Below are 21,216 nucleotides of genomic sequence, written 5' to 3' on the forward strand. Positions count from 1 at the left end.
CCCCCCCGACGCCCCGAACGACCCCAAGCCCGGCGAGAAGCCGGAGAGCTCCACCAAACCCGAAGGCAAGCCAGAAGCGGACGGCAAGCCGGACGCGGGTGATAAGCCCGGTGGGAAGCCGGAGGCGGATGGCAAGCCGGAGGCGGGTGATAAGCCCGGTGGGAAGCCGGAGGCGGATGGCAAGCCGGAGGCCGGTGACAAGCCCAGCGGCAAGCCCGAGGCGGGGGACAAGCCTGAAGGGGACACCAAGCCCGAAGGTAAGCCGGAGGCGGACACCAAGCCGGACGCCGGTGACAAGCCCACTGGGAAGCCGGAGGCGGACGGCAAGCCGGAGGCCGGTGACAAGCCCGGTGGGAAGCCTGAGGCGGACGGCAAGCCGGACGGCAAGCCCGAAGGGGACACCAAGCCCGAAGGAAAGCCGGAGGCGGACGGCAAGCCGGACGCCGGTGACAAGCCGGACGGAAAGCCTGAGGGCGACGGGAAGCCTGAGGCTGAGGCGAAGGAAGAGCCGAAGGACGAGGACCGGGGCAGCAGGCGGGATCACGGCGCCGAACCCGACCGGGGAAGCGAGCGGGATCAGGACATCGCCGATACTCCGGGCAAGGACCATCCGGACGACCCCGATCCGAGCAGGCCGCAGGTCGTCGAGGTCGAAGGCGTCAAAGTGCTCCAGATCCCCCTCGACCCGCCGACGGCCACGGAGCTCGAAGGCATCCTGGACAATCTCGACCGCGCGCAGCCCGCGGAGATGCCCTCGGCGACCGACGACTCTCCCTCCACACAACCACCGCCCACCCAGGGCGCCTGCGACAACCAGCCGGGCGGCAACCCGTCAGGTGACGGTCAGCCGCGTGACGGGTCGTCCGGTGAGGCGGCCGTTCGTGACGCGGGGCAGAACGGCGTCGGGGACGCGCCCCAGGACGGTGGCCAAGGGTTCGTGGTGCCGCCGACTCCGCCGCCGGACAGTGCCGCCGGAGCCGACGCCCAGAGCGTCGCGGGCACCGGCGTGAACGGCGACGGCGGCGACGTGGTCTCGGCCGAGGCCCGCCCCATCGACCCCGAAGCGCTCAGGACGGTGATCGACAACGCCCGCGAGATCCGGCCCCACACCCTGCCCGGCATCGAGGGCGGCTACGGCGGCCCCGGCGCGCAGGGCGGCAGCGCTCCAGTGGCCGGCGCAAGCGTCCCCGACGGCGCCACGGGCGGCGTGGACGGCGGCCTCTCCAGCGGTGCCACCGGCACGTACACCGGCCCTGAGGCGCAGGCTGGAAGCCCTCCGATGGGGGCTGCCGGTGCCACCGGTGCCACCGGCGCCGTCGAGGGCGCGTACGGCGACTCGGGTGCACAGGGGGACGGGCAGGGTGAGGGACGGGGTGACGGACAAGGTGCCGGGCAGGGTGACGGCACGCCGCAGGAGCGCGCTGATGGAGAACGCGCGGGAGATCCAGCCGATGGACCTGCCCTCGGTCGAGGTGCCGCCGGGGGAGTGGGGGAGGGGCGCGTGGGCGCCTGAGCACATCGAGCCCGACGGGCCGGCCGGGTCGGTCGACCCGGGGGCGCCGGAGAGGAGTGCGTGATGTACGTCGATCCGCCCGCGCCCAGGCCGCGGCAGCCGGGGGAGATGCCGCCCAAGGCAGGCGGCGGGGGGCCGCTGGACGGCCAGCCGAGGGCGTGGGAGTTCAATCCCGAATACCAGCGCCTGGTCACCGCGTGGCAGAACGTGATGCCGCTGCTGGAGGGCATGTCGACGGCCCTGGACAAGGCCTACCAGCTCGCCAGGAGCCCCCAGACGTGGGACGCGCCCGTGGGCGGCCGGTACGTGGAGGACATGGGCCAGTGGCGTTCGAGGCTGGCCCTCTACCGGCAGGCGGTGCTGACGTCGATCAGTGACGAGGCGGCCGACACGCCGCGCTGGATCCCCAGCCCGATCGGCGCGCCACACGCCTTCTCCTGAGAAGTGGGAAAACCGGACACTCGGTCGTACAGTGGGAACGTGGGTGCATCACCCGACTACGGCCCCGACTTCGAGCGGCTCCGGGAGCAGGATCCCGAAGTCGCGCAGGTGCTGCTCGACGAGGTGGCGCGGGTGCGCGGCGGCCTGCAGCTGATCGCGAGCGAGAACTTCACCTCGCCCGCCGTCCTCGCCGCCCTCGGTTCGACGCTGAGCAACAAGTACGCCGAGGGATACCCGGGACGGCGCTACTACGGCGGCTGCGAGGTCGTGGACCGGGCCGAGCGGCTGGCGATCGACCGGGCGCGGGAGCTGTTCGGCGCGGAGCACGCCAACGTCCAGCCGCACTCCGGCGCGTCGGCGAACCTGGCGGCGTACGCGGCGCTGATGCAGCCGGGCGACACGATGCTGGCGATGGCGTTGCCGCACGGCGGCCACCTGACGCACGGTTCGCGGGTGAACTTCTCGGGCCGGTGGTTCGACGTGGCCTCGTACGGGGTGCGGCGCGACACCGAGCTCATCGACTACGACGAGGTGCGGGATCTGGCGCTGCGGCACCAGCCCAAGCTGATCGTGTGCGGGGCGACGGCGTACCCGAGGCTGATCGACTACGGGGTGTTCCGCGGCATCGCGGACGAGGTGGGCGCGTGGCTGCTGGCGGACGTGGCGCACCCGATCGGGCTGATGGCGGGCCGGGCGATCCCGTCGGCGGTGCCGTACGCGGACGTCGTCACCTTCACCACGCACAAGGCGCTGCGCGGGCCGCGCGGCGGCGGCATCCTGTGCACGGCGGAGCTGGCGGCGCGGATCGACCGGGCGGTGTTCCCGTTCATCCAGGGCGGGCCGCTGATGCACGCGGTGGCGGCCAAGGCGGTGGCGTTCGGGGAGGCGCTGCGGCCGGAGTTCGCCGACTACGCGCGGCGGGTGGTGGCCAACGCGCGGACGCTGTGCGACACGCTGGCGGCCGAGGGGATGCGGCCCGTGTCGGGCGGCACGGACACGCATCTGGCCCTGATCGACCTGCGTGAGCTGGGCGTTTCCGGCGCCGAGGCCGAACGCAGGTGCGCGGCCGCCGGCATCACGCTCAACCGCAACGCGATCCCGTACGATCCGGAGCCGGCCGCGGTGACGTCGGGGATCAGGGTCGGCACCCCGTGCGTGACCACGCAGGGGATGGGGCTCCAGGAATTGAAGGAGATCGGGTCGCTGGTCGCGCGTGTGGTGAGAGATCCTGGTGCGGTGGCGGACGTCCGGGAAAGGGTGTCTGCTCTGGCTGCCATACATCGGCCATATCTCAGCGAATATTAAGCTGGTCTGTGTCGTTTTCCGGTCACAGTCGGCCGGAGCATCCGGGAAACTAGGTCCGTGCGCGAATATCTGTTCATGGCACTCGTCGCGGCCGCGGTGACGTATCTGCTCGTCCCGCTGGTGCGGCGCTTCGCCGTCCGCATCGGTGCGGCGCCCGAGATTCGCGAACGTGACGTGCACACCACGCCGACGCCCAGGCTGGGCGGCCTGGCGATGTTCGGCGGGCTGGTCGCGGGCCTGCTGATCGCCAGTCAGCTGGACAACACCGGCGGGGCGCTGGCCGACGCCGACGGGGAGCCGGTGCTGGCCCTCATCGTGGCCGGCGGCCTCATCACCCTGACCGGCTTCCTGGACGACTGGTGGGGCATGGACCCCTTCATCAAGCTGGCCGGCCAGATCGCGGCGGCCGGCGTGCTGGTCCATTTCGAGCTCCGGCTGACCTACATCCCGCTGCCGAAGGACTGGGGCGGCTCCACCAGCCTCGACTACACGCTGAGCATGATCATCACCATCCTCGTGGTGGTGGTGGCGATCAACGCGGTCAACTTCGTCGACGGCCTCGACGGGCTGGCGGCCGGGATCGTGTGCATCGCGGGCATGGCCACCTGGGCCTATTCGATCTTCCTGGCGCAGAGCATCACCGGTGACCGGATCACCACGACCGCGGCCATCGCCGCCGTTCTCATCGGCACCTGCCTGGGGTTCCTGCCGCACAACTTCCATCCGGCCAAGATCTTCATGGGCGACACCGGGGCGATGCTCATCGGGCTGGTGCTCGCGTCCTCCATCGTCACCATCACGCCGGTCGACCCGTCGGTCATCGAGGGCATCTCGGTCAACCGGTTCGGCGTGCTGCTGCCGCTGCTGGTCCCGGCCGCGGTGCTGGTCCTGCCGCTGATCGACCTGATCACCGCCGTCGTGCGGCGCACCTCCCACGGCATGTCGCCGTTCGCGCCCGACCGCGGCCACCTGCACCACCGGCTGATGGACATCGGCCACTCGCACCGGCGCGCGGTCCTGATCATGTACGCGTGGGCGTTCGTCTTCGCGTTCGGCATCGTGGCGATGGCCACGATGGGTGTGCCGCTGCTGCTGTTCCCGGTCGTGATCGTGATCGCGCTGGCCGTGCTGGTGCTGCTGATGGTGGCGCCCCGGTGGCGCGGCCGGGGCGGCGCGCACGCGGCCGACGGCAAGCAGTCGGACGACGACGGCCCGCCCACCGGGCCGATGCCGCCGATCGTGCCCGAGACCGAGGTCAGGCGCCGGATGCCGCCGGACGTCGGCCCGCCGCAGCAGGATCGGGCGAGCGCGGAGCGTAACCCGGTCATTCCGGTCTATCCGGGCCGTCCATGATCCTGAACTAGAAACGGCAGGTAAAAGCGGTCTTCCGTGAGCTTGTGATATCTTTCACGAGCAGGAACCCCCAAACGCACATGTTCTGGGGGTAGCAAACGCTCGCTTGATAACTCGCTGATGGAGCACCGATGCAGGCCAACGACGTGCGCGTACTCAAAAGCGCCGCGATTCCCACCCTCGGGGTCGGGGCGGTCGCCGTGGTCGTCAGCCTTCTGGTGGCGGGTGGCGGAGGCGCCCTCGGCGCGGCGCTCGGCGTCCTTCTCGTCGCCGTCTTCTTCAGCATCAGCGTGGTGGCCGTCTCCTACGCCGCCCGTGTCTCCCCGCAGATGATGGCCATCGCCGCGATGGTCAGCTACCTCGTCAAGGTCGTCGTCATCATGGCGATGCTGGTCGCCTTCCGTGACACCACCCTGTGGAACACCCAGGCGTTCGCCTGGAGCGTGGTGGCCGGCACCCTCGTCTGGACGGCCTTCGAAGTCCGCGCCTTCATGAAGACGAAGATGCTGTACGTCGACCCCGACGCCAAGGTCCCCGGACAGGGCGACTGATGAGCCTGGTAAAAGACGGGGTCCGATATGACTAGTCCTCTGCTCGCCTGCTATCGTCAGGGCCGCGATGAGCCAACAGGAACGCCGACCGGAAACAGACGGTCGGGACTTCTCCGACGCCATGTGGTCGGTCCCCAGCTACCTCCTCGCCGGGATGGCAGTCTACGGCGGACTCGGGTGGCTGCTGGACCGCTGGCTCGACATGTCCGCGTTCTTCCCCATAGGCATCGTCCTGGGGGTCATGCTCGCCGGCTACGCGGTCTACCGGAGACACGGTCGCTGACCCCTCGTCTCGACCGCTTCACCGAGGAAACTTCTGTGATCCACTACGACGTTGAAGGGAACGCCGCGTGAGTGCGCTGACGGTCCTAGCACCACCGGGTGAGTTCGGGGCGCCTACGCCTGACGAGCTGTTCAATCTCCCGCCGATCATTGCCGGGGTCGAATGGTTCACCAAGCCGGTGCTGGTCGCCCTCCTGAGCTCTGTCCTGGTCATCGGCGTCTGCTGGGCGGCTTTCGCCAGCCCTAAGCTGGTGCCCCGGGGTGTGCAGAACGTGGTCGAGCTCGGCTACATGTTCGTCCGCGACCAGGTCGCCCGGCCCTTCCTGGGCAAGGACGCCGACCGGTGGATGGGCCTGCTGGTCTCGATCTTCTTCCTGGTGCTGGTCTGGAACGTCATGGGTGTCATCCCGGTGATCCAGTTCCCGGTCGCCTCGCACATCGCCTTCCCGATCGTGCTGGCGGTGACGATCTACATCCTGAAGATCTACCTCGGCATCAAGCACCAGGGTGGCCTCGGCTACTTCAAGAACATGATGTTCCCCCCGGGGCTGCCGAAGCCGATCTACTTCCTGCTCGCCCCCATCGAGTTCCTCTCGAACATGATCATCGCGCCGTTCACGCACGCGGTGCGACTGTTCGCCAACATGTTCGCGGGCCACATGCTGCTGGCCTTCTTCAGCATGGTGGGCTTCTGGTTCCTGTTCGAGAAGCTGACCCCGCTCGGCGCGCCCATCGGCATCGTCGGCGTGGTGATGACCATCCTGCTCACGGGCCTGGAGATGTTCATCCAGTACCTGCAGGCGTTCCTCTTCGCGATGCTGGCCGCGATGTACATCGGCGGCTCGCTGCACCCGGATCACTGAGAACCAAGACCGGAATTGTCCAGACCGGTGATACTCCGCTTCACCGGCCGTCCAGTAAAGGAAAACAGCAATGAGCGTTCTCGCTGAGGTCTCCGGCAACGTCACCGCCATCGGTTACGGTCTCGCCGCCATCGGCCCCGGCATCGGCGTCGGCATCATCTTCGGTCAGGGCGTGCAGGCCATCGCGCGTCAGCCCGAGGCCTACGGCCTGATCCGCCAGAACATGCTCCTCGGCTTCGTCCTCACCGAGGCCCTCGCCCTGATCGGTCTGGTCGCCCCGTTCATCTTCCAGGGCATCGCCTGATCATCCCCTCTGACGAAAGGCTGCACCCATGATCACAGCAGCTAAGCTCCTCGCGGAGGAGGGGGCCGCCAACCCTCTCTTCCCGCACACTTACGAGCTCGTCGTCGGTATCTTCTCGTTCTTCGTCGTCGTCCTGGTCGTCGGCCGCATCCTCGTCCCGCGTATCCAGAAGACGCTGGCCGAGCGCACCGACGCGATCGAAGGCGGCATCAAGAGGGCGGAAGAGGCCCAGGAGCAGGCCAAGGTCCTCCAGAAGCAGTATGCCGAGCAGCTCGAAGAGGCCAGGCGTGACGCGGCCCGGCTGCGCGAGGAAGCTCGCGAGCAGGCCGCGCAGATCAAGGCGGAGCTCCGCGAGGAGGCGCAGGCCGAGGCCCGTCGTCTCGTCGAGGCTGCGCACACCCAGATCGAGGCGGACCGCCAGGCGGCGTTCGCCCAGCTCCGCAACGAGGTCGGTCGCCTGTCGACCGAGCTCGCCGGCCGCATCGTCGGCGAGTCCCTGGAGGACGAGACGCGGCAGAGCCGCATCGTCGACCGGTTCCTCGACGAGCTGGAGAGCTCCAACGCGCAGGCGGTGCGTTAATGAGGGGCCTGAGCAGGACTTCGCTGGCAGAGGTCGAGGAGCGCTTCAACGCGGTCGCCGGTAGCGCCGACCTCGGCACGCTCTCCGACGAGCTGTTCGCTGTCGCGGATCTGCTCGACCGCGAGCACGGCCTGCGCCGCGCCCTGTCCGACCAGGCCCGGGCCGGCGAGCAGAAGGCCCGCACGGCCCGCGCGCTGCTCGAAGGCAAGGTCAGCGAGGCCGCGGTCGCCACGACCGAGGCCGCCGTCTCGGCCAGGTGGTCGCGCGCCGGCGACCTGGCCGACGCGCTGGAGCGCCTGGGCGTGATCGCCGCCGCCGCCGAGGCGGAGGGTCAGCGCAAGCTGGACGAGGTGGAGGACGAGCTCTTCCGCTTCGGCCGCATCGTCGCCGCCAACCCGGACCTGCGCCGGGCACTCGCCGACACGGCCGCCCCCGAGGCGGGCAAGCGCGAGCTGCTCACGGGTCTGCTCGGCGGCAAGGCAGCATCGACCACCCAGCGCCTGGTCGCGCAGGTGGCAGTGCATCCGCGAGGACGTAGCCTGGAGACGGGGCTGGAGGAGTTCGGCCGCTTGGTGGCCGAGCAGCGCCAGCGTCTCGTGGCGGTCGTGCGCAGTGCCGTCGAGCTGACCGAGGCGCAGAAGCAGCGGCTCGCCGCCTGGCTTCGCTCCTCCTACGGCCGAGACGTGCACCTGAATGTCGAGGTGGACAAGCGAGTGCTCGGTGGGTTCTCGGTCCGCATCGGCGACGAGATCATCGACACCACAATCGTGGGACGAATCGAAGAAGTCCGCCGCCGGTTGGCCGGCTAGGCGAAGAGGGAGACAGAGTAGAGATGGCGGAGCTTACGATCCGGCCGGACGAGATCCGGGACGCGCTTGAGCGCTTCGTCCAGGCGTACGAACCGGAAGGCGCCGCGCGCGAGGAGATCGGGACCGTCGTCGACGCCGGCGACGGCATCGCCCATGTCTCCGGCCTTCCCTCGGCGATGGCGAACGAGCTGCTCGAGTTCGAGAACGGCACGCGCGGCCTGGCACTTAACCTCGACACCCGCGAGATCGGTGCCGTGGTCCTGGGCGAGTTCAGCGGCATCGAAGAGGGCCAGACGGTCCGCCGGACGGGCGAGGTCCTGTCCGTGCCCGTCGGCGACGCCTTCCTCGGCCGCGTGGTCGACCCCCTGGGCAACCCCCTGGACGGCAAGGGCGCCATCGAGTCCGAGGGCCTGCGCGCCCTTGAGCTCCAGGCCCCGTCGGTCGTCCAGCGGCAGCCGGTGAAGCAGCCGCTGCAGACCGGCATCAAGGCGATCGACGCCATGACGCCGATCGGCCGCGGCCAGCGCCAGCTGATCATCGGTGACCGTGGCACCGGCAAGACCGCGATCGCCGTGGACACCATCCTCAACCAGCGCGAGGGCTGGCTGTCGGGCGACCCGGAGAAGCAGGTCCGCTGCGTCTACGTCGCCGTCGGCCAGAAGGGCTCGACGATCGCGCAGGTCAAGGCGCGTCTGGAGGAGGCCGGCGCACTCGAGTACACGACCATCGTCGCCGCGCCCGCCTCCGACCCGGCCGGCTACAAGTACCTTGCCCCCTACACCGGCTCGGCCATCGGCCAGCACTGGATGTACCAGGGCAAGCACGTTCTCATCGTCTTCGACGACCTCACCAAGCAGGCCGACGCCTACCGCGCCGTGTCCCTGCTGCTGCGTCGCCCGCCGGGCCGTGAGGCCTTCCCCGGCGACGTGTTCTACCTCCACTCCCGGCTGCTGGAGCGCTGCGCGAAGCTCTCCAGCGACATGGGCGGCGGTTCGATGACCGGTCTGCCGATCATCGAGACGAAGGGCAACGACGTCTCGGCGTTCATCCCGACCAACGTCATCTCCATCACCGACGGCCAGTGCTTCCTGGAGACCGACCTGTTCAACGCGGGTGTCCGGCCCGCGATCAACGTCGGTATCTCCGTCTCCCGAGTCGGCGGTTCGGCCCAGGTCAAGGCCATGCGCAAGGTGGCCGGCACGCTCAAGCTCTCCCTGTCGCAGTACCGCGACCTGGAGGCCTTCGCGGCCTTCGCCTCCGACCTGGACGCGGCTTCCCGCGCCCAGCTCGACCGAGGCCAGCGCCTGGTCGAGCTGCTCAAGCAGCCCCAGTACTCGCCGTTCCCCGTCGAGAAGCAGGTCGTGTCGGTGTGGGCCGGCACCACCGGTGAGCTCGACGAGGTGCCGGTCGAGGACGTGCGCCGCTTCGAGACGGAGTTCCTCGACTACCTCAGCTCCTCGCAGAAGGGTGTCTTCGACGGCATCCGCGAGACCAACGAGCTGCCGGACGACGCGGTGACGGTTCTGAAGGACGCCATCACGGAGTTCAAGAAGGGCTTCACCACCTCCTCGGGTGAGCTGCTGGTCAAGGACGAACCGGTGGCGCCGCTCGGTGCCGACGAGGTCGGCCAGGAGAAGATCAAGAAGGTCGTCCGTCCGGCGGCGGAGAAGTAGGACATGGGTGCCCAGCTAAGGCTGCTGCGGCGGCGGATCAACTCGGTCAAGTCGACCGCGAAGATCACGCGCGCCCAGGAGCTCATCGCCTCTTCGCGGATCGTGAAGGCGCAGATGCGGATGCAGGCGGCGCTGCCGTACGAGCGTGAGATCACTCGCGCCGTCACCGGCGTCGTCAGCAACGCGGCGAGCGTCGACCATCCGCTGACCGTGGCGAAGGAGAACCCCGCCAAGGCGGGCGTCCTCATCGTCACCAGCGACAGCGGGTTCTGTGGCGGCTTCAACGCGAACGTCCTGCGCGAGGCCGAGGCCCTGCGCGGGCTGCTGGAGAGCCGCGGCCTGAGCGTCGTCCCGTTCGTCACCGGGCGCAAGGGTGTCACCTGGCACTCCTTCCGCCAGCGGGAGATGGGCGGGCAGTGGGTCGGTTTCTCCAGGAACCCGTCCTACGCCGACGCCAAGGAGATCGCGAACACGCTGATCGACTCCTTCAAGGACGACAACGGGATCGACGAGATCCACATCGTCTCGACCGAGTTCGTCTCGATGCTGACGCAGAACGTCGTGGTCAGGCGGGTGCTGCCGCTGGAGGTCGAGGAGACCGAGGCGACGGAGTCCACCACGATCCCGCCGTACTTCGAGTTCGAGCCCACGGCGGGCGACGTGCTGGAGACGCTGCTTCCGCGTTACGTGGAGTCGCGCATCTTCACCGCGCTGCTGCAGTCCGCGGCCTCCGAGGAGGCCGCGCGACGGCGCGCGATGAAGTCCGCGACCGACAACGCCAACGAGCTGATGCGGATGCTGACCCAGCAGATGAACCAGGCTCGCCAGGCCGAGATCACCCAGGAAATCAGCGAGATCGTCGGTGGCGCCAACGCGCTCGCTGACGCCGCAGCGGGGAAAGAGTGAAATGACTGCAGAGGCTGTTGAAACTGTAGAAACCCCCGCGGCCGGCACTGGCCGCGTGGCCCGCGTCACCGGCGCCGTCGTTGACGTGGAGTTCCCCGTCGAGGGGATGCCCGAGATCTACAACGCGCTCAAGGTCGAGGTCACCCTCGGCGGCGAGACCAAGACCCTGACCCTCGAGGTCGCCCAGCACCTGGGTGACAACCTCGTCCGGGCCATCTCGATGCAGCCCACCGACGGCATGGTCCGCGGCCAGGCGGTGCTCGACACGGGCAACCCGATCTCGGTGCCGGTCGGCGACGTCGTCAAGGGCCACGTGTGGAACGCGCTGGGCGAGACGCTCGACGTGCCGACCTCGTCGCTCAAGATCGAGGAGCGGTGGGGAATCCACCGTCCGTCGCCTGCCTTCGACCAGCTCGAGTCCCGCACGGAGCTGCTGGTCACCGGCATCAAGGTCATCGACCTGCTCACCCCGTACGTGCAGGGTGGGAAGATCGGTCTGTTCGGCGGCGCGGGCGTCGGCAAGACCGTTCTGATCCAGGAGATGATCCGCCGCGTCGCCCGTAACTTCGGTGGCACCTCGTGCTTCGCCGGTGTGGGCGAGCGCACCCGTGAGGGCAACGACCTCTGGCTGGAGATGGAGGAGGCGGACGTCCTCAAGGACACCGCGCTCGTCTTCGGCCAGATGGACGAGCCCCCGGGCACCCGTCTGCGGGTCGCGCTGTCGGCGCTGACGATGGCGGAGTACTTCCGCGACGTGCAGGGGCAGGACGTGCTCCTGTTCATCGACAACATCTTCCGCTTCACGCAGGCCGGTTCCGAGGTCTCCACCCTGCTCGGCCGTATGCCGTCCGCGGTGGGTTACCAGCCGACGCTGGCCGACGAGATGGGTGTGCTCCAGGAGCGCATCACCTCGACGCGTGGTCACTCGATCACCTCCATGCAGGCGATCTACGTGCCGGCGGACGACATCACCGACCCGGCCCCGCACAACGCGTTCGCGCACCTCGACGCGCAGACCGTGCTTTCGCGGCCGATCTCGGAGAAGGGCATCTACCCCGCGGTGGACCCGCTCGACTCCTCCTCCCGGATCCTCGACCCGCAGATCGTCGGCGAGGAGCACTACCGGGTGGCCCAGGAGACCAAGCGGATCCTGCAGAAGTACCGCGAGCTCCAGGACATCATCGCCATCCTCGGTATCGACGAGCTCTCCGAGGAGGACAAGGTCACCGTCCAGCGGGCCCGCCGCATCGAGCGCTTCCTGTCGCACCCGATGTACGCGGCCGAGGCCTTCACCGGCCAGCCGGGCGAGACCGTTCCGCTGGACGAGACCATCGCCTCCTTCAAGGGCCTCTGCGCGGGTGAGTACGACCACCTGCCCGAGCAGGCGTTCTTCATGGTCGGCGGCATCGAGCAGGCCGTTGCCAAGGCCAAGGAACTCGAGCGTCGCTAAGCCGCCCTACCGGTGGTGGCGCGGTTTCCGCCGGGCCACCACCTGATCGGAAAGGAACCTACACAAGTGGCGAAGCTACGCGTAGGGGTTGTCTCACCCGAGCGTGAGATCTGGTCGGGCGAGGCCGACATGGTGATTGCCAAGACCGTGGACGGCGAGATCGGTATTATGCCGCAACACGCACCGGTGCTCGGCGTCCTCGTCGAGGGCGGCGTGCTGAAGGTGAAGCGGGAGGGCCAGGACGACCTGGTCGCCGCGGTCCACGGCGGTTTCATCTCCGTGGCCGACGACGAGGTGTCCGTGCTCGCCGAGGTGGCCGAGCTCGGTTCCGAGGTCGACGTCGCGGCTGCCCGTGACGCTCTCGACCGGGCTCAGGCCTCGATCGAGGCCAACCAGGAGGACGCTGACGCGGCCATCGAGGCGAAGCGGGCCAGGGCCCGGCTGCGCGCGGCGGGCGAAGAGGTCTGATATCACGAGTGCTAGGGGGCGGCAGGCATGGTCGAGACTTTGGTGATCTGTGCGCTGCTTGCCGCCGCTCTGGCGGTCGTACGTTACTTCATGCTCGCCCGCCGGGGGAGCGTACCCTGCCGGCTGCGTGTCGGGCAGGAGCCCTGGCGCAGCGGCGTAGCCCGCTACGCCGACGGGGAGCTCCACTGGATTCCGCTCATGGGTGTGCGACTGAGGCCGCGCCACGCGATCGCGAGGCGCGGCCTCGTCGTTTCCCAGCGCAGGGAGGTCGACGGCGGGCTGTACGCGGTCGACTGCTCCGGTTCGACGCGTGACCTGTCGCTGGCCATGAGCGCCGACGCGCTGACCGGCTTTCTCGCCTGGCTGGAGTCGGCGCCGCCCAGCGCCTATCTCGACGTCGCCTAGCGGGTGCCGCCGGGCTTCCACAGGATCTCGCTGCCCGCATGGGCGATCCGGCACAGGATGAACAGCAGGTCCGACAGCCGGTTGAGGTAGGTGGCGCTCAGCGGGTTCATGTCGTCGTGGGCGTGCAGGGCCGCCCACGTGGTCCGCTCGGCCCGCCGTACGGTGACCCGGGCCACGTGCAGGGTCGCGGTGGCGGGGTCGCCGCCGGGCAGGATGAAGCTGCGCAGCGGCTTGAGCCTGGCGTTGAAGTGGTCGCACTGCTCTTCCAGCCGGTCGATGTAGGACTGCTCGACGCGCAGCGGCGGGAACTCGGGATTCGCCGTGACCGGGGTGGCGAGGTCGGCGCCGAGGTCGAACAGCTCGTTCTGGACGCGTATCAGCACCTCCACGAGGTCGGCGGGCAGCGTGCCGTGCGCCAGGGCCAGCCCGAGGTGGGCGTTGGCCTCCTCCACGTCCGCGTAGGCGGCCAGCCGCGGATCGGTCTTCGACGTGCGGCTCATGTCGCTCAGCGCCGTCGTGCCGTCGTCTCCGGTGCGGGTGTAGATGCGGGAGAGGACGACCGGCTTGTCCTTGTCTGCACGCGTCATGGGCCCAGCGTAATGACAAATGTCATCCGGATCGGACGCGCAGCGCATGCCAGGTCCCTGATTTCAGCAACTACCAGGGCGAACGCCGGATACGGGACCATCTACTCATGACGAAGGAGAGGACCTGATGCTCGAGATCAGCGAACTGCGCAAGCGCTTCGCCGCCGCCCCCGGCTCGCCTGAGGGCAAGCTCGCCCTGGACGGCATCGGCTTTGCCGTCCGGCCGGGCGAGATGTTCGGGTTCGTCGGCGCGAACGGCGCCGGCAAGACGACGACGATGCGGATCGTCATGGGGGTTCTCAAGGCCGACGCCGGCTCGGTGAACTGGCAGGGCAAGCCGCTGGGCTACGCCGAGCGGCAGCGGTTCGGCTACATGCCGGAGGAGCGCGGGCTCTACCAGAAGATGCGCGCGGGCGAGCAGATCGAGTACTTCGGCCAGTTGCACGGCCTGAGCGCGGCGGCGGCCAAGAAGGCCACCGACGAGCTGCTGGAGCGGCTCGGCCTGACCGAGCGCAGGAACGACTCGGTGGAGTCGCTGTCGCTGGGCAACCAGCAGCGTGTGCAGCTCGCCGTCGCCCTGGTGCACGAGCCCGAGGTGCTGATCCTGGACGAGCCGTTCTCCGGGCTCGACCCGATCGCGGTCGAGGCGCTGGCCACCGCGCTGCAGGAGCGCTGCCGCGGCGGCGTCCCGGTCATTTTCTCCAGCCACCAGCTCGAACTGGTGGAGCGGCTGTGCGACTCGGTCGGCATCGTGTCGGCGGGCCGGATGGTGGCCAGCGGCACGGTCGGCGACCTGCGCGCCGCCGAGGGCCGCACGCTGCGGGTCGTGGTCCGCGGCGCGACGCCCGGCTGGGCCGACGGCCTGCCGGGCGAGCTCAGCCTGGCCGGCGACCGGCAGGTCCTGCTCGTCACCGGCGGCGACGACCAGGAGATCCTGCGCCGCGCCATCAAGGCCGGGCACGTGGAGCACTTCGGCGTCGAGCAGCCGTCCCTCACCGAGATCTTCAAGGAGGCCGTGGCGTGAACGGCATGATGCTGGTGGCCAGGCGCGAGATCGGCACCCAGATCAGGACGCGGGCGTTCAAGATCGGCCTGCTGATCACGGCGGTGCTGGTCGGTGCGCTGGCCTTCGCCCCCAAGCTGCTCGACCGCCCCGACACGTACACGGTCGGCACCGTCAACTCCCAGCAGCTCCCGCTGGCGCAGGCGGCCCCCGACGCGAAGTTCGAGTGGCGCTCGTTCCCCGACGAGGCGAAGGCCAAGGAGGCGGTGCTCGCCGGCGACGTGGACGCGGTGCTCGTCGACGGCGTCAAGGTCATCACCGACGGGGAGATCGAATCCGAGCTCGGCGTGCTCATGCAGAGCACCAACCGCGAGGTCAAGCTGGGCGCGGCCGGGGTGTCGATCCCGCCGCTGCAGATGGAGTCGGTCGGCGCCGACACCCGCTACGAGGCCGCGCGCACCGGCATCGCCGTGGTGCTCGTGCTGGTGCTGTTCATGCTCATCATCGGGCAGACCATGATGGTCGCCATGGGCGTGGTCGAGGAGAAGGGCAGCCGGATCGTGGAGATCCTGCTCAGCTCGATCCGGCCGTGGCAGCTGCTCGGCGGCAAGATCATCGGGTTGGGCGTGCTCGGTCTGATCAACCTGGGCACGATCCTGGTGGTCGGCCTCGGCGCCTCGATGGCCTCCGGCTTCGCCGCCGAATTCCCGCCGGGCATGGCGGGCATCGTGGCGGGAGTGCTGATCTGGTTCATGCTCGGCTACGCCTTCTTCGCCACGCTCGCGGCCGCGCTGGCCTCGCTGGTCTCCCGGCAGGAGGAGGTCGGCAACGTGATGTCGCCGCTGACCATGCTCATCATGGCGGCCTACTTCGTGGCCTTCTACGCCACCAGCGACCCGACCGGCACCGTGGCCACGATCGTGTCGTTCGTGCCGCCGTTCTCCTCCATGGTGATGCCGGTGCGGATGGCCGCCACCGAGGTGCCGCTGTGGGAGGTCGCGGCGTCCGGCGCGCTGATGATCCTGGCCGTGCTCGCCACGCTGTCCTTCGGGGCCAAGGTGTACGAGCGGGCCGTGCTGCGGACCGGCGCCCGGGTCAAGCTCGGTGAAGTACTGCGCGCCAAGTGATGGATCCGATCGGGCGGGCACGACGCCACACGCGCCACATGATGGCCTCCATCGTGGTGATGCTGTGGCTGTTCCTCCTTACGCGGCTGGCCCTGCACGACGGGGGCGAGCAGGTGTGGCGTGTCGTGCCCGGGCTGATCGCGGCGGCGGCGTTCACCTGGTTCTACCAGCGCTCCGCCGCCGCCGTGCTGCGGAGCCACTACGCCCGGCGGGACGTGACGATCGCCGCCGCGCTGGCGGTGGTCGCCGCGGCCCTGGGCGGCGGCGATCCGATGAGCTGGGGGTTCTCGCTGGCGGCCTGGCTGTCGGTGGCGGCGCTTGGCGTACGGGCACGCACCGCCATGGTGATGGCGGCGGGCACGATGGTCACCGGACTGCTCCTGGGCTTCGGCAACTTCCTCGTGGACCCGGACATGCTGCTCGTCCGCGACGTCACACCGGGCTCGGCGGCGCTCTACCTGATCGGCGTCTACGGGTTGTTCTGCGTGGCGTTCCCGTGGACCAACCGTGTGTGGATGTGGATCTGGCAGCTCGCCGTGCAGGCTGAGGAGGGCAAGCAGGCGCACACGCGGCTGGCGCTCGCCGAGGAGCGGCTGCGTTTCTCCCGGGACCTGCACGACCTCGTCGGCCACCAGCTCTCGGCCATCGCCGTCAAGACCGAGCTCGCGGTGCGCCTGGCGGACGCCGACACCGGGGCGGCCAAGGCCGAGATGGCCGAGGTCAACGCGCTCACCAGGAAGGCGCTGAAGGAGCTGCGGCAGGCCGTGCGCGGCTACCGCGAGCTTGACTTGGGCGCGGAGCTGAATAGCGTGAAAGGGGTCCTGGAAGCGGCCGGGGTGCGCTGTGAGACGCGCCTGCCCCACCGCGAGCTGCCCGAGGGCGTGGCGGCGGTGTTCGCCTATGTGGTCCGCGAGGCGGTGACGAACGTGCTCAAGCACAGCACGGCCACCTCCTGCGACATCCTCATCCGGTTCACCGACGAGGAGGCGGAGCTGCGGGTGCGCAACGACGGCGTCGGCGGCCGGAGCGGCGACGAGCTGGGCAGCGGCCTGTCGGGGCTGGCCGAGCGCGTGGCGGCCGTGGGTGGCACGCTGTCGGCGGGGCCGGCGGGCGACGGACAGTTTCTGCTGCGAGCGGTCGTGTCGCTGCCGATTGCTGGGTAGTGGGGGAGTGTCGGGGTTCGCCCCCGGCTGATGTTTTCTGAGGAGGTGGCATGCGCGTCCGGGGCAATCCGAAGGCACAGGTGGTGCGGACCGGTCAGCGGCTCGACGCGGGGACCTCGGCGGGCGTGCGGTCGATGCTGCACGAGGCCGTCGAGTCCGGCGAGGGCGACCTGATCCTCGACCTCTCCAAGCTGGAGATGATCGACGCCACCGGTCTCGGAGTGCTCGTGGGCACGCATCGGCTCGCGCTGAGCGCGCAACGCCGCCTCGTCCTTCGGGGGGTGCCCCCGCGGATCATGCGGATCCTTGCGGTGACCCGGCTGAATCGGGTGCTCCACGTCGAGGTGACGCACGCCGCGGTGGCCTGAGCGTCACATATCGGAACGGGTGGCGATCAGCCGTCACCCGTTCTCTCAGGTCCGGGCACGCAGCCGGGCCAGCGTCCGCGGCGTCTGGGCGTCGAGCCAGTCGGCGAGCTGCTCGAACGACACGCAGCGCACCTCCGGCCGGGTGCAGACCCGATCCATGAGCCCGAGCAGCGCCCGCTGGTAGATGCCGCCGTTCCAGCTCGCGAAGTGGTGGCCGATGAACACCGGGGCCCGGTCGGTGCGCAGCGAGCGCTCGACGGCCCGTAGGTAGGCGTCGCCGGCCTGCCGCTCCCAGCGCGGCCGCAGCCGCCGGGGGCCGGGCCTGGCGCCGCTCTGGACCGCGTAGAGGTTGTAGTCCATGGCGAGCACCTGACGGCCGCCCACGCCGATGCCGGGCAGCGGGAACTGCCACAGGCCCGCCCGCTTGCGCGGCCACGCCACCGCCCCGGTGCCCGACGCGTCATAGCGCCACCCGTACGACCGGAAGGCCCGGAACATCGCCTGCCGGTCGCCTTCCAGGCAGGGGGTACGGCCGCCGCGCACCGCGTCGCGGACGCGGAAGGGCAGGTCGGGCAGGTGTGTCAGGCCGGAGTTGCGCCGCCAGTCGCGGACGAAGCGGTGGAACTGGCGGATCTCGCTGCGCCAGTCGGCGGCCGACCAGGAGCCGACGCCGCCGCTGCCGCAGAAGTGGCCGTTGAAGTGGGTGCCGATCTCGTGGCCGGCGTTCCAGGCCGCGGTCAGCTCGCGGGCCTGCAGCCGCATCCGCGACGGGCGCTGGAAGCCGATGTCGGAGCTGCCGCGCCGGTGGCCGGGCGGGCGGTAGAGGCGGCGGTGGTCGGACGGCAGCAGGTAGACGCCCGACAGGAAGAAGGTCAGGGTGGCCCGGTTGCGGGCCGCGGCCTCGCGAAAGGCGCGGAACCAGCCGTGGCCCACCCCGGCGCCGTCGAAGGAGATGACGACGAACTGGGGTGGCCGTTCGTCTTCGGCGAGAGGGCACCGCACGCTTTCGCACCAATCGCGCCGGATGACCGTCTCGGCCTTTTCCTGGGGCGGCTTGCTGGGTGTACTGATATGCCGGACCTGTCCCGCGCAGGAGGTGGTCGCCGCAATAACGAAAATGCCGATAATCCCGCGTATCACTCGGCCATGAAACCACGGTGCGTAATCAAATCATCACGACGCTCCGAGTGATCGGCTGAAGATGTGCACGGCCACGCCCACCAGTTCGTCGATCTGGGGCGGATCGTCTGCCAGCAGCCATTCGATGAGCAGCTCCTGCAGCGCGCCAATTACGCCGAGCGCCACCAGGCGCCGATTCGCTCCGGTGGACACCGGGAATTCGGCCGAGGCGTCCTCCACGAGACGGGCGAAGGAGTCGATGGCGCGCTGGCGTGACGCCGACAGGATGTCGCCCGTTCTGCGCACCTCCAGGTGCATGATGCGGGCCCGGCGCCAGTCGGCAGTAGCGAACTCGATATATGCCCGTATCCCCGCTTTGATCCGTCCATCGAGTGTGTTAGGGGCTTCCTGTAACGCTTTGGCCACGACCGCCAGGCTTTCCTCCACGCAACGCTCGTGGAGGACCTGAAGGAGTTCCTCCTGGCTGCTGAAACATTCATAGAAGGCGCGGTTGGAGATCCGCGCCTCCGAGCACAGCCTTTCGATCGTCGTGACCGTGAAACCTGGTTTCGCGTATAGCGTGTAGGCGGCTGTCATCAGCCGCTCGCGTCTGTCCGCCAGCCTTTGCTCAGCCGACATTCCCCGGTAAGACCGGTTCACATTCCACCCGTTCGCATGATCGTGGCCCCCGAGCACACAATTATGGATGGATGATCGCATTAGGGAAAGAGTATGAAGATTATCTCTTACGTCGGCCATGCAAGAACGTGACAAGTCTGATCAGCCGCTCAAGCTCTTGCTCGCCCCTGGTGAACGAGGTCAGGTTCATCCCGGGCAGCGCGAACCGCTGGCGGGAGACCGCCTTGGGCCGGGCGAACTCGCGCAGCCCGTCGGCGCCGTGGATGCGGCCGAACCCCGAGTCGCCCACCCCGCCGAACGGCAGCGCGGGCACGCCGGCGAAGGAGATGACCGAGTTGATCGCCGTCATCCCGGTCCGCATCGCGCGGGCCAGCTCCGTCGCCCTGCGCCTGTTGCGCGAGAACACCGTGCCCGCCAGCCCGTAGGCCGAGGCGTTGGCCAGCTCCAGCGCCTCCTGCGCGTCGCGGGTGCGCCGTACGGTGATCGTCGGCCCGAACGTCTCCTCGCGGACGGCGGGGGAGTCCTCCGGCACGTCCGCCACGATCACCGGGTCGACGAACGGCGCCCGCACCGAGTCGGGCCCGCCGGTGACGACCGTGCCCGACTTGGCGGCGTCGTCGATGTGCCGCCTGATGATGTCGAGCTGGCCCGGCATGGTGATCGGCCCGTAATGCTCGCCCGCCTTGACCGAGGCGGCCCGCTCCGACAGCTCGCGCATGAACGGCTCGTAGACCGCGTCGACCACGTACACCCGCTCGACGCCCACGCACGTCTGGCCGGCGTTGGACATCGCCCCCCACAGGCACGCGTCCGCGGCGGCCTTCAGGTCGGCGTCGGCGTCGACGATGAACGCGTCCTTGCCCCCGCACTCGGCCACCATCGGCGTCAGGTTCTCGGCGCAGGCGGCCATGACGCGCTTGGCCGTCGCCGTCGAGCCGGTGAACGCCACCTTCTTGACCCGGGGGTCGCGGGCCAGCGCCGCACCGGTCTCGCCCAGCCCGGTGACCGTCTGGAAGATCGGGTGCTCGGGCACCGACTCGGCGAACAGCCCGGCCATCCGCACGCCGACGCCCGGCGTGAGCTCGCTCGGCTTGAACACGACGGTGTTGCCGGCCGCCAGCGCGTAGGCGATCGAGCCCATCGGCGTGAAGACCGGGTAGTTCCACGGCCCGATCACGCCGACGACGCCGAGCGGCAGGTACTCCAGGCTGGCCGCCAGGTTGACGCCCAGCATCCCGGCCCCCACGCGCCGCCGGCGCAGCACCTTCTCGGCGTTGCGGGCCGCCCAGTCGAGGTGGGTGATGGCCAGCACGATCTCCAGCGTGGCGTCGCCGACCGGCTTGCCCGTCTCGTCGTGCACCAGCGCGGCCAGCTCCCGCAGATGGCGGGTGAGGACCGCCTTGCAGTCGAGCAGCCGCCGCCTGCGCTGGGCGTGGTCCAGCCCGCCCCACCACGCGGCGGCCGCCTCCGCCCGCCCCACGGCCGCGCTCACCGCCTCGGCGCTCTGGTTGGGGTGGCTGCCGACGACCGCGCCGGTGGCCGGGTTCAGGGAGTCGAACGTGAGCGTCGTCATGGCGTCACGATAGACCGGTAAATCAGTACTTACTAGAATCGGCACTCGCTAGAAGAGCGTCGGGTTCTCCGGCTCGATGCCGCGCAGGGCTTGGTAGTCGAGGGTGACGCAGTCGATGCCGCGGTCGGCCGCCAGCACCCGCGCCTGCGGCTTGATCTCCTGGGCGGCGAAGACGCCGCGCACCGGGGCCAGCAGCGGATCACGGTTGAGCAGCTCAAGGTAGCGGGTGAGCTGCTCGACCCCGTCGATCTCGCCGCGGCGCTTGATCTCGACCGCCACCGTGGCGCCGCCGCCGTCGCGGCACAGGATGTCGACCGGGCCGATGGCCGTCATGTACTCGCGCCGGATCAGCGAGTAGCCGTCGCCCAGCGTGGTGATGTGCTCGGCCAGCAGCTCCTGCAGGTGCGCCTCGACGCCGTCCTTGATGAGCCCGGGGTCGACGCCCAGCTCGTGGCTGGAGTCGTGCAGGATCTCCGCCATCGTCAGGACCAGCTTCTCGCCGGTCTTGCCGTGGGTGACGGTCCAGGTGCCGTCGTCCTCCTTGAGCTTGCACGGCGGATTCATCCAGTTGAGCGGCTTGAAGGCGCGGTCGTCGGCGTGGATGGACACGCTGCCGTCCGCCTTGATGAGAACGAGCCTCGGCGCCATCGGCAGATGTGCCGTGAGCCGTCCGATGTAATCCACGCTGCACCGCGCGATGACCAGCCGCATGACGGTCAACCCTATCGGCTCTG

The 21,216-nt window shown here is 69.5% G+C and carries 23 protein-coding genes and 1 pseudogene; 19 read left to right on the top strand and 5 right to left on the bottom strand.

Annotated features, from left to right (window positions below; genetic code table 11):
- The 15 genes and pseudogenes from ADY59_RS51235 to ADY59_RS11125 form a co-directional block, all read left to right on the top strand.
- Positions 1–1,513, top strand: a pseudogene (locus ADY59_RS51235) (hypothetical protein); the annotation flags it as partial.
- A gap of 63 nt (positions 1,514–1,576) precedes the next feature.
- A complete protein-coding gene (locus tag ADY59_RS11060) occupies positions 1,577–1,954 on the top strand; it encodes a hypothetical protein (RefSeq protein WP_049561033.1) in 378 nt (125 codons plus the stop codon).
- Between the two features lie 39 nt (positions 1,955–1,993).
- On the top strand, positions 1,994–3,259 hold the full coding sequence (gene glyA, locus ADY59_RS11065) for a serine hydroxymethyltransferase (protein WP_049561036.1): 1,266 nt from the start codon (positions 1,994–1,996) through the stop codon (positions 3,257–3,259).
- Between the two features lie 57 nt (positions 3,260–3,316).
- Positions 3,317–4,612, top strand: coding sequence for a glycosyltransferase family 4 protein (locus ADY59_RS11070; protein ID WP_082310025.1), 1,296 nt, complete (start codon positions 3,317–3,319; stop codon positions 4,610–4,612).
- A gap of 131 nt (positions 4,613–4,743) precedes the next feature.
- Complete coding sequence (locus ADY59_RS11075; protein WP_049561038.1) at positions 4,744–5,163, top strand: hypothetical protein; 420 nt, start codon at positions 4,744–4,746, stop codon at positions 5,161–5,163.
- 121 nt (positions 5,164–5,284) lie between these two features.
- Positions 5,285–5,446, top strand: a complete 162-nt coding sequence (locus ADY59_RS11080; protein WP_082310026.1) for an AtpZ/AtpI family protein — start codon at positions 5,285–5,287, stop codon at positions 5,444–5,446.
- A gap of 67 nt (positions 5,447–5,513) precedes the next feature.
- Positions 5,514–6,308 carry a F0F1 ATP synthase subunit A gene (atpB, locus tag ADY59_RS11085; RefSeq protein ID WP_049561042.1) on the top strand — a complete coding sequence of 265 codons (795 nt, stop codon included), beginning with the start codon at positions 5,514–5,516 and terminating at the stop codon, positions 6,306–6,308.
- A 70-nt stretch (positions 6,309–6,378) separates the two neighbouring features.
- Positions 6,379–6,612, top strand: a complete 234-nt coding sequence (gene atpE, locus ADY59_RS11090; RefSeq protein ID WP_049561045.1) for an ATP synthase F0 subunit C — start codon at positions 6,379–6,381, stop codon at positions 6,610–6,612.
- Positions 6,613–6,640: 28 nt separating this feature from the next.
- Entirely contained in the window at positions 6,641–7,192 is a 552-nt protein-coding gene (locus ADY59_RS11095) for a F0F1 ATP synthase subunit B (RefSeq protein ID WP_049561047.1), read from the top strand.
- The gene (locus ADY59_RS11100; RefSeq protein WP_049561050.1) at positions 7,192–8,001 is read left to right on the top strand and encodes a F0F1 ATP synthase subunit delta; all 810 of its coding nucleotides are present in this window, start codon (positions 7,192–7,194) and stop codon (positions 7,999–8,001) included. Before ADY59_RS11095 ends, ADY59_RS11100 begins: the two co-directional genes overlap by 1 nt.
- Before the next feature lie 23 nt (positions 8,002–8,024).
- Positions 8,025–9,674, top strand: coding sequence for a F0F1 ATP synthase subunit alpha (gene atpA / locus ADY59_RS11105; RefSeq protein ID WP_049561051.1), 1,650 nt, complete (start codon positions 8,025–8,027; stop codon positions 9,672–9,674).
- Positions 9,675–9,677: 3 nt separating this feature from the next.
- Positions 9,678–10,580: a F0F1 ATP synthase subunit gamma gene (locus ADY59_RS11110; RefSeq protein ID WP_049561053.1), complete on the top strand. Its 903-nt coding sequence runs from the start codon at positions 9,678–9,680 to the stop codon at positions 10,578–10,580.
- Position 10,581: 1 nt separating this feature from the next.
- On the top strand, positions 10,582–12,030 hold the full coding sequence (atpD, locus tag ADY59_RS11115) for a F0F1 ATP synthase subunit beta (protein ID WP_049561056.1): 1,449 nt from the start codon (positions 10,582–10,584) through the stop codon (positions 12,028–12,030).
- Positions 12,031–12,096: 66 nt separating this feature from the next.
- Positions 12,097–12,498 (top strand): F0F1 ATP synthase subunit epsilon, encoded by a 402-nt coding sequence (locus tag ADY59_RS11120; protein ID WP_049561059.1) that lies wholly within the window; start codon positions 12,097–12,099, stop codon positions 12,496–12,498.
- Between the two features lie 27 nt (positions 12,499–12,525).
- On the top strand, positions 12,526–12,903 hold the full coding sequence (locus tag ADY59_RS11125) for a DUF2550 domain-containing protein (protein ID WP_049561061.1): 378 nt from the start codon (positions 12,526–12,528) through the stop codon (positions 12,901–12,903).
- On the opposite strand, the gene ADY59_RS11130 is transcribed toward ADY59_RS11125, so the two are convergent.
- Positions 12,900–13,490 (bottom strand): cob(I)yrinic acid a,c-diamide adenosyltransferase, encoded by a 591-nt coding sequence (locus ADY59_RS11130; protein ID WP_049561064.1) that lies wholly within the window; start codon positions 13,488–13,490, stop codon positions 12,900–12,902. The two genes, ADY59_RS11125 and ADY59_RS11130, sit on opposite strands and share 4 nt — an antisense overlap.
- Positions 13,491–13,617: 127 nt before the next feature.
- On the opposite strand from ADY59_RS11130, the gene ADY59_RS11135 reads away from it, so the two are divergent.
- The 4 genes from ADY59_RS11135 to ADY59_RS11150 are packed head-to-tail and all read left to right on the top strand — an operon-like array spanning position 13,618 to position 17,151.
- A complete protein-coding gene (locus tag ADY59_RS11135) occupies positions 13,618–14,514 on the top strand; it encodes an ABC transporter ATP-binding protein (protein ID WP_049561066.1) in 897 nt (298 codons plus the stop codon).
- 5 nt (positions 14,515–14,519) lie between these two features.
- Entirely contained in the window at positions 14,520–15,620 is a 1,101-nt protein-coding gene (locus ADY59_RS11140; RefSeq protein WP_231618665.1) for an ABC transporter permease, read from the top strand.
- A gap of 38 nt (positions 15,621–15,658) precedes the next feature.
- Complete coding sequence (locus ADY59_RS47470; protein WP_053174633.1) at positions 15,659–16,783, top strand: sensor histidine kinase; 1,125 nt, start codon at positions 15,659–15,661, stop codon at positions 16,781–16,783.
- 50 nt (positions 16,784–16,833) lie between these two features.
- Positions 16,834–17,151, top strand: coding sequence for an STAS domain-containing protein (locus ADY59_RS11150; protein ID WP_049561071.1), 318 nt, complete (start codon positions 16,834–16,836; stop codon positions 17,149–17,151).
- Positions 17,152–17,196: 45 nt separating this feature from the next.
- Here ADY59_RS11150 and ADY59_RS11155 read toward each other — a convergent pair whose 3' ends face one another.
- The 4 genes from ADY59_RS11155 to nucS all read right to left on the bottom strand — a co-directional run bounded on the left by ADY59_RS11155 (position 17,197) and on the right by nucS (position 21,193).
- Positions 17,197–18,153, bottom strand: coding sequence for a hypothetical protein (locus tag ADY59_RS11155; protein WP_053174636.1), 957 nt, complete (start codon positions 18,151–18,153; stop codon positions 17,197–17,199).
- Between the two features lie 171 nt (positions 18,154–18,324).
- A complete protein-coding gene (locus ADY59_RS11160) occupies positions 18,325–18,867 on the bottom strand; it encodes a TetR/AcrR family transcriptional regulator (protein WP_231618659.1) in 543 nt (180 codons plus the stop codon).
- A 142-nt stretch (positions 18,868–19,009) separates the two neighbouring features.
- Positions 19,010–20,482, bottom strand: a complete 1,473-nt coding sequence (locus ADY59_RS11165) for an aldehyde dehydrogenase family protein (RefSeq protein WP_049561076.1) — start codon at positions 20,480–20,482, stop codon at positions 19,010–19,012.
- Positions 20,483–20,530: 48 nt separating this feature from the next.
- On the bottom strand, positions 20,531–21,193 hold the full coding sequence (gene nucS, locus ADY59_RS11170) for an endonuclease NucS (RefSeq protein ID WP_049561077.1): 663 nt from the start codon (positions 21,191–21,193) through the stop codon (positions 20,531–20,533).
- Positions 21,194–21,216 lie beyond the last annotated feature (23 nt).

It is taken from the genome of Nonomuraea sp. SBT364 (assembly GCF_001083785.1).
Lineage (GTDB): Bacteria > Actinomycetota > Actinomycetes > Streptosporangiales > Streptosporangiaceae > Nonomuraea.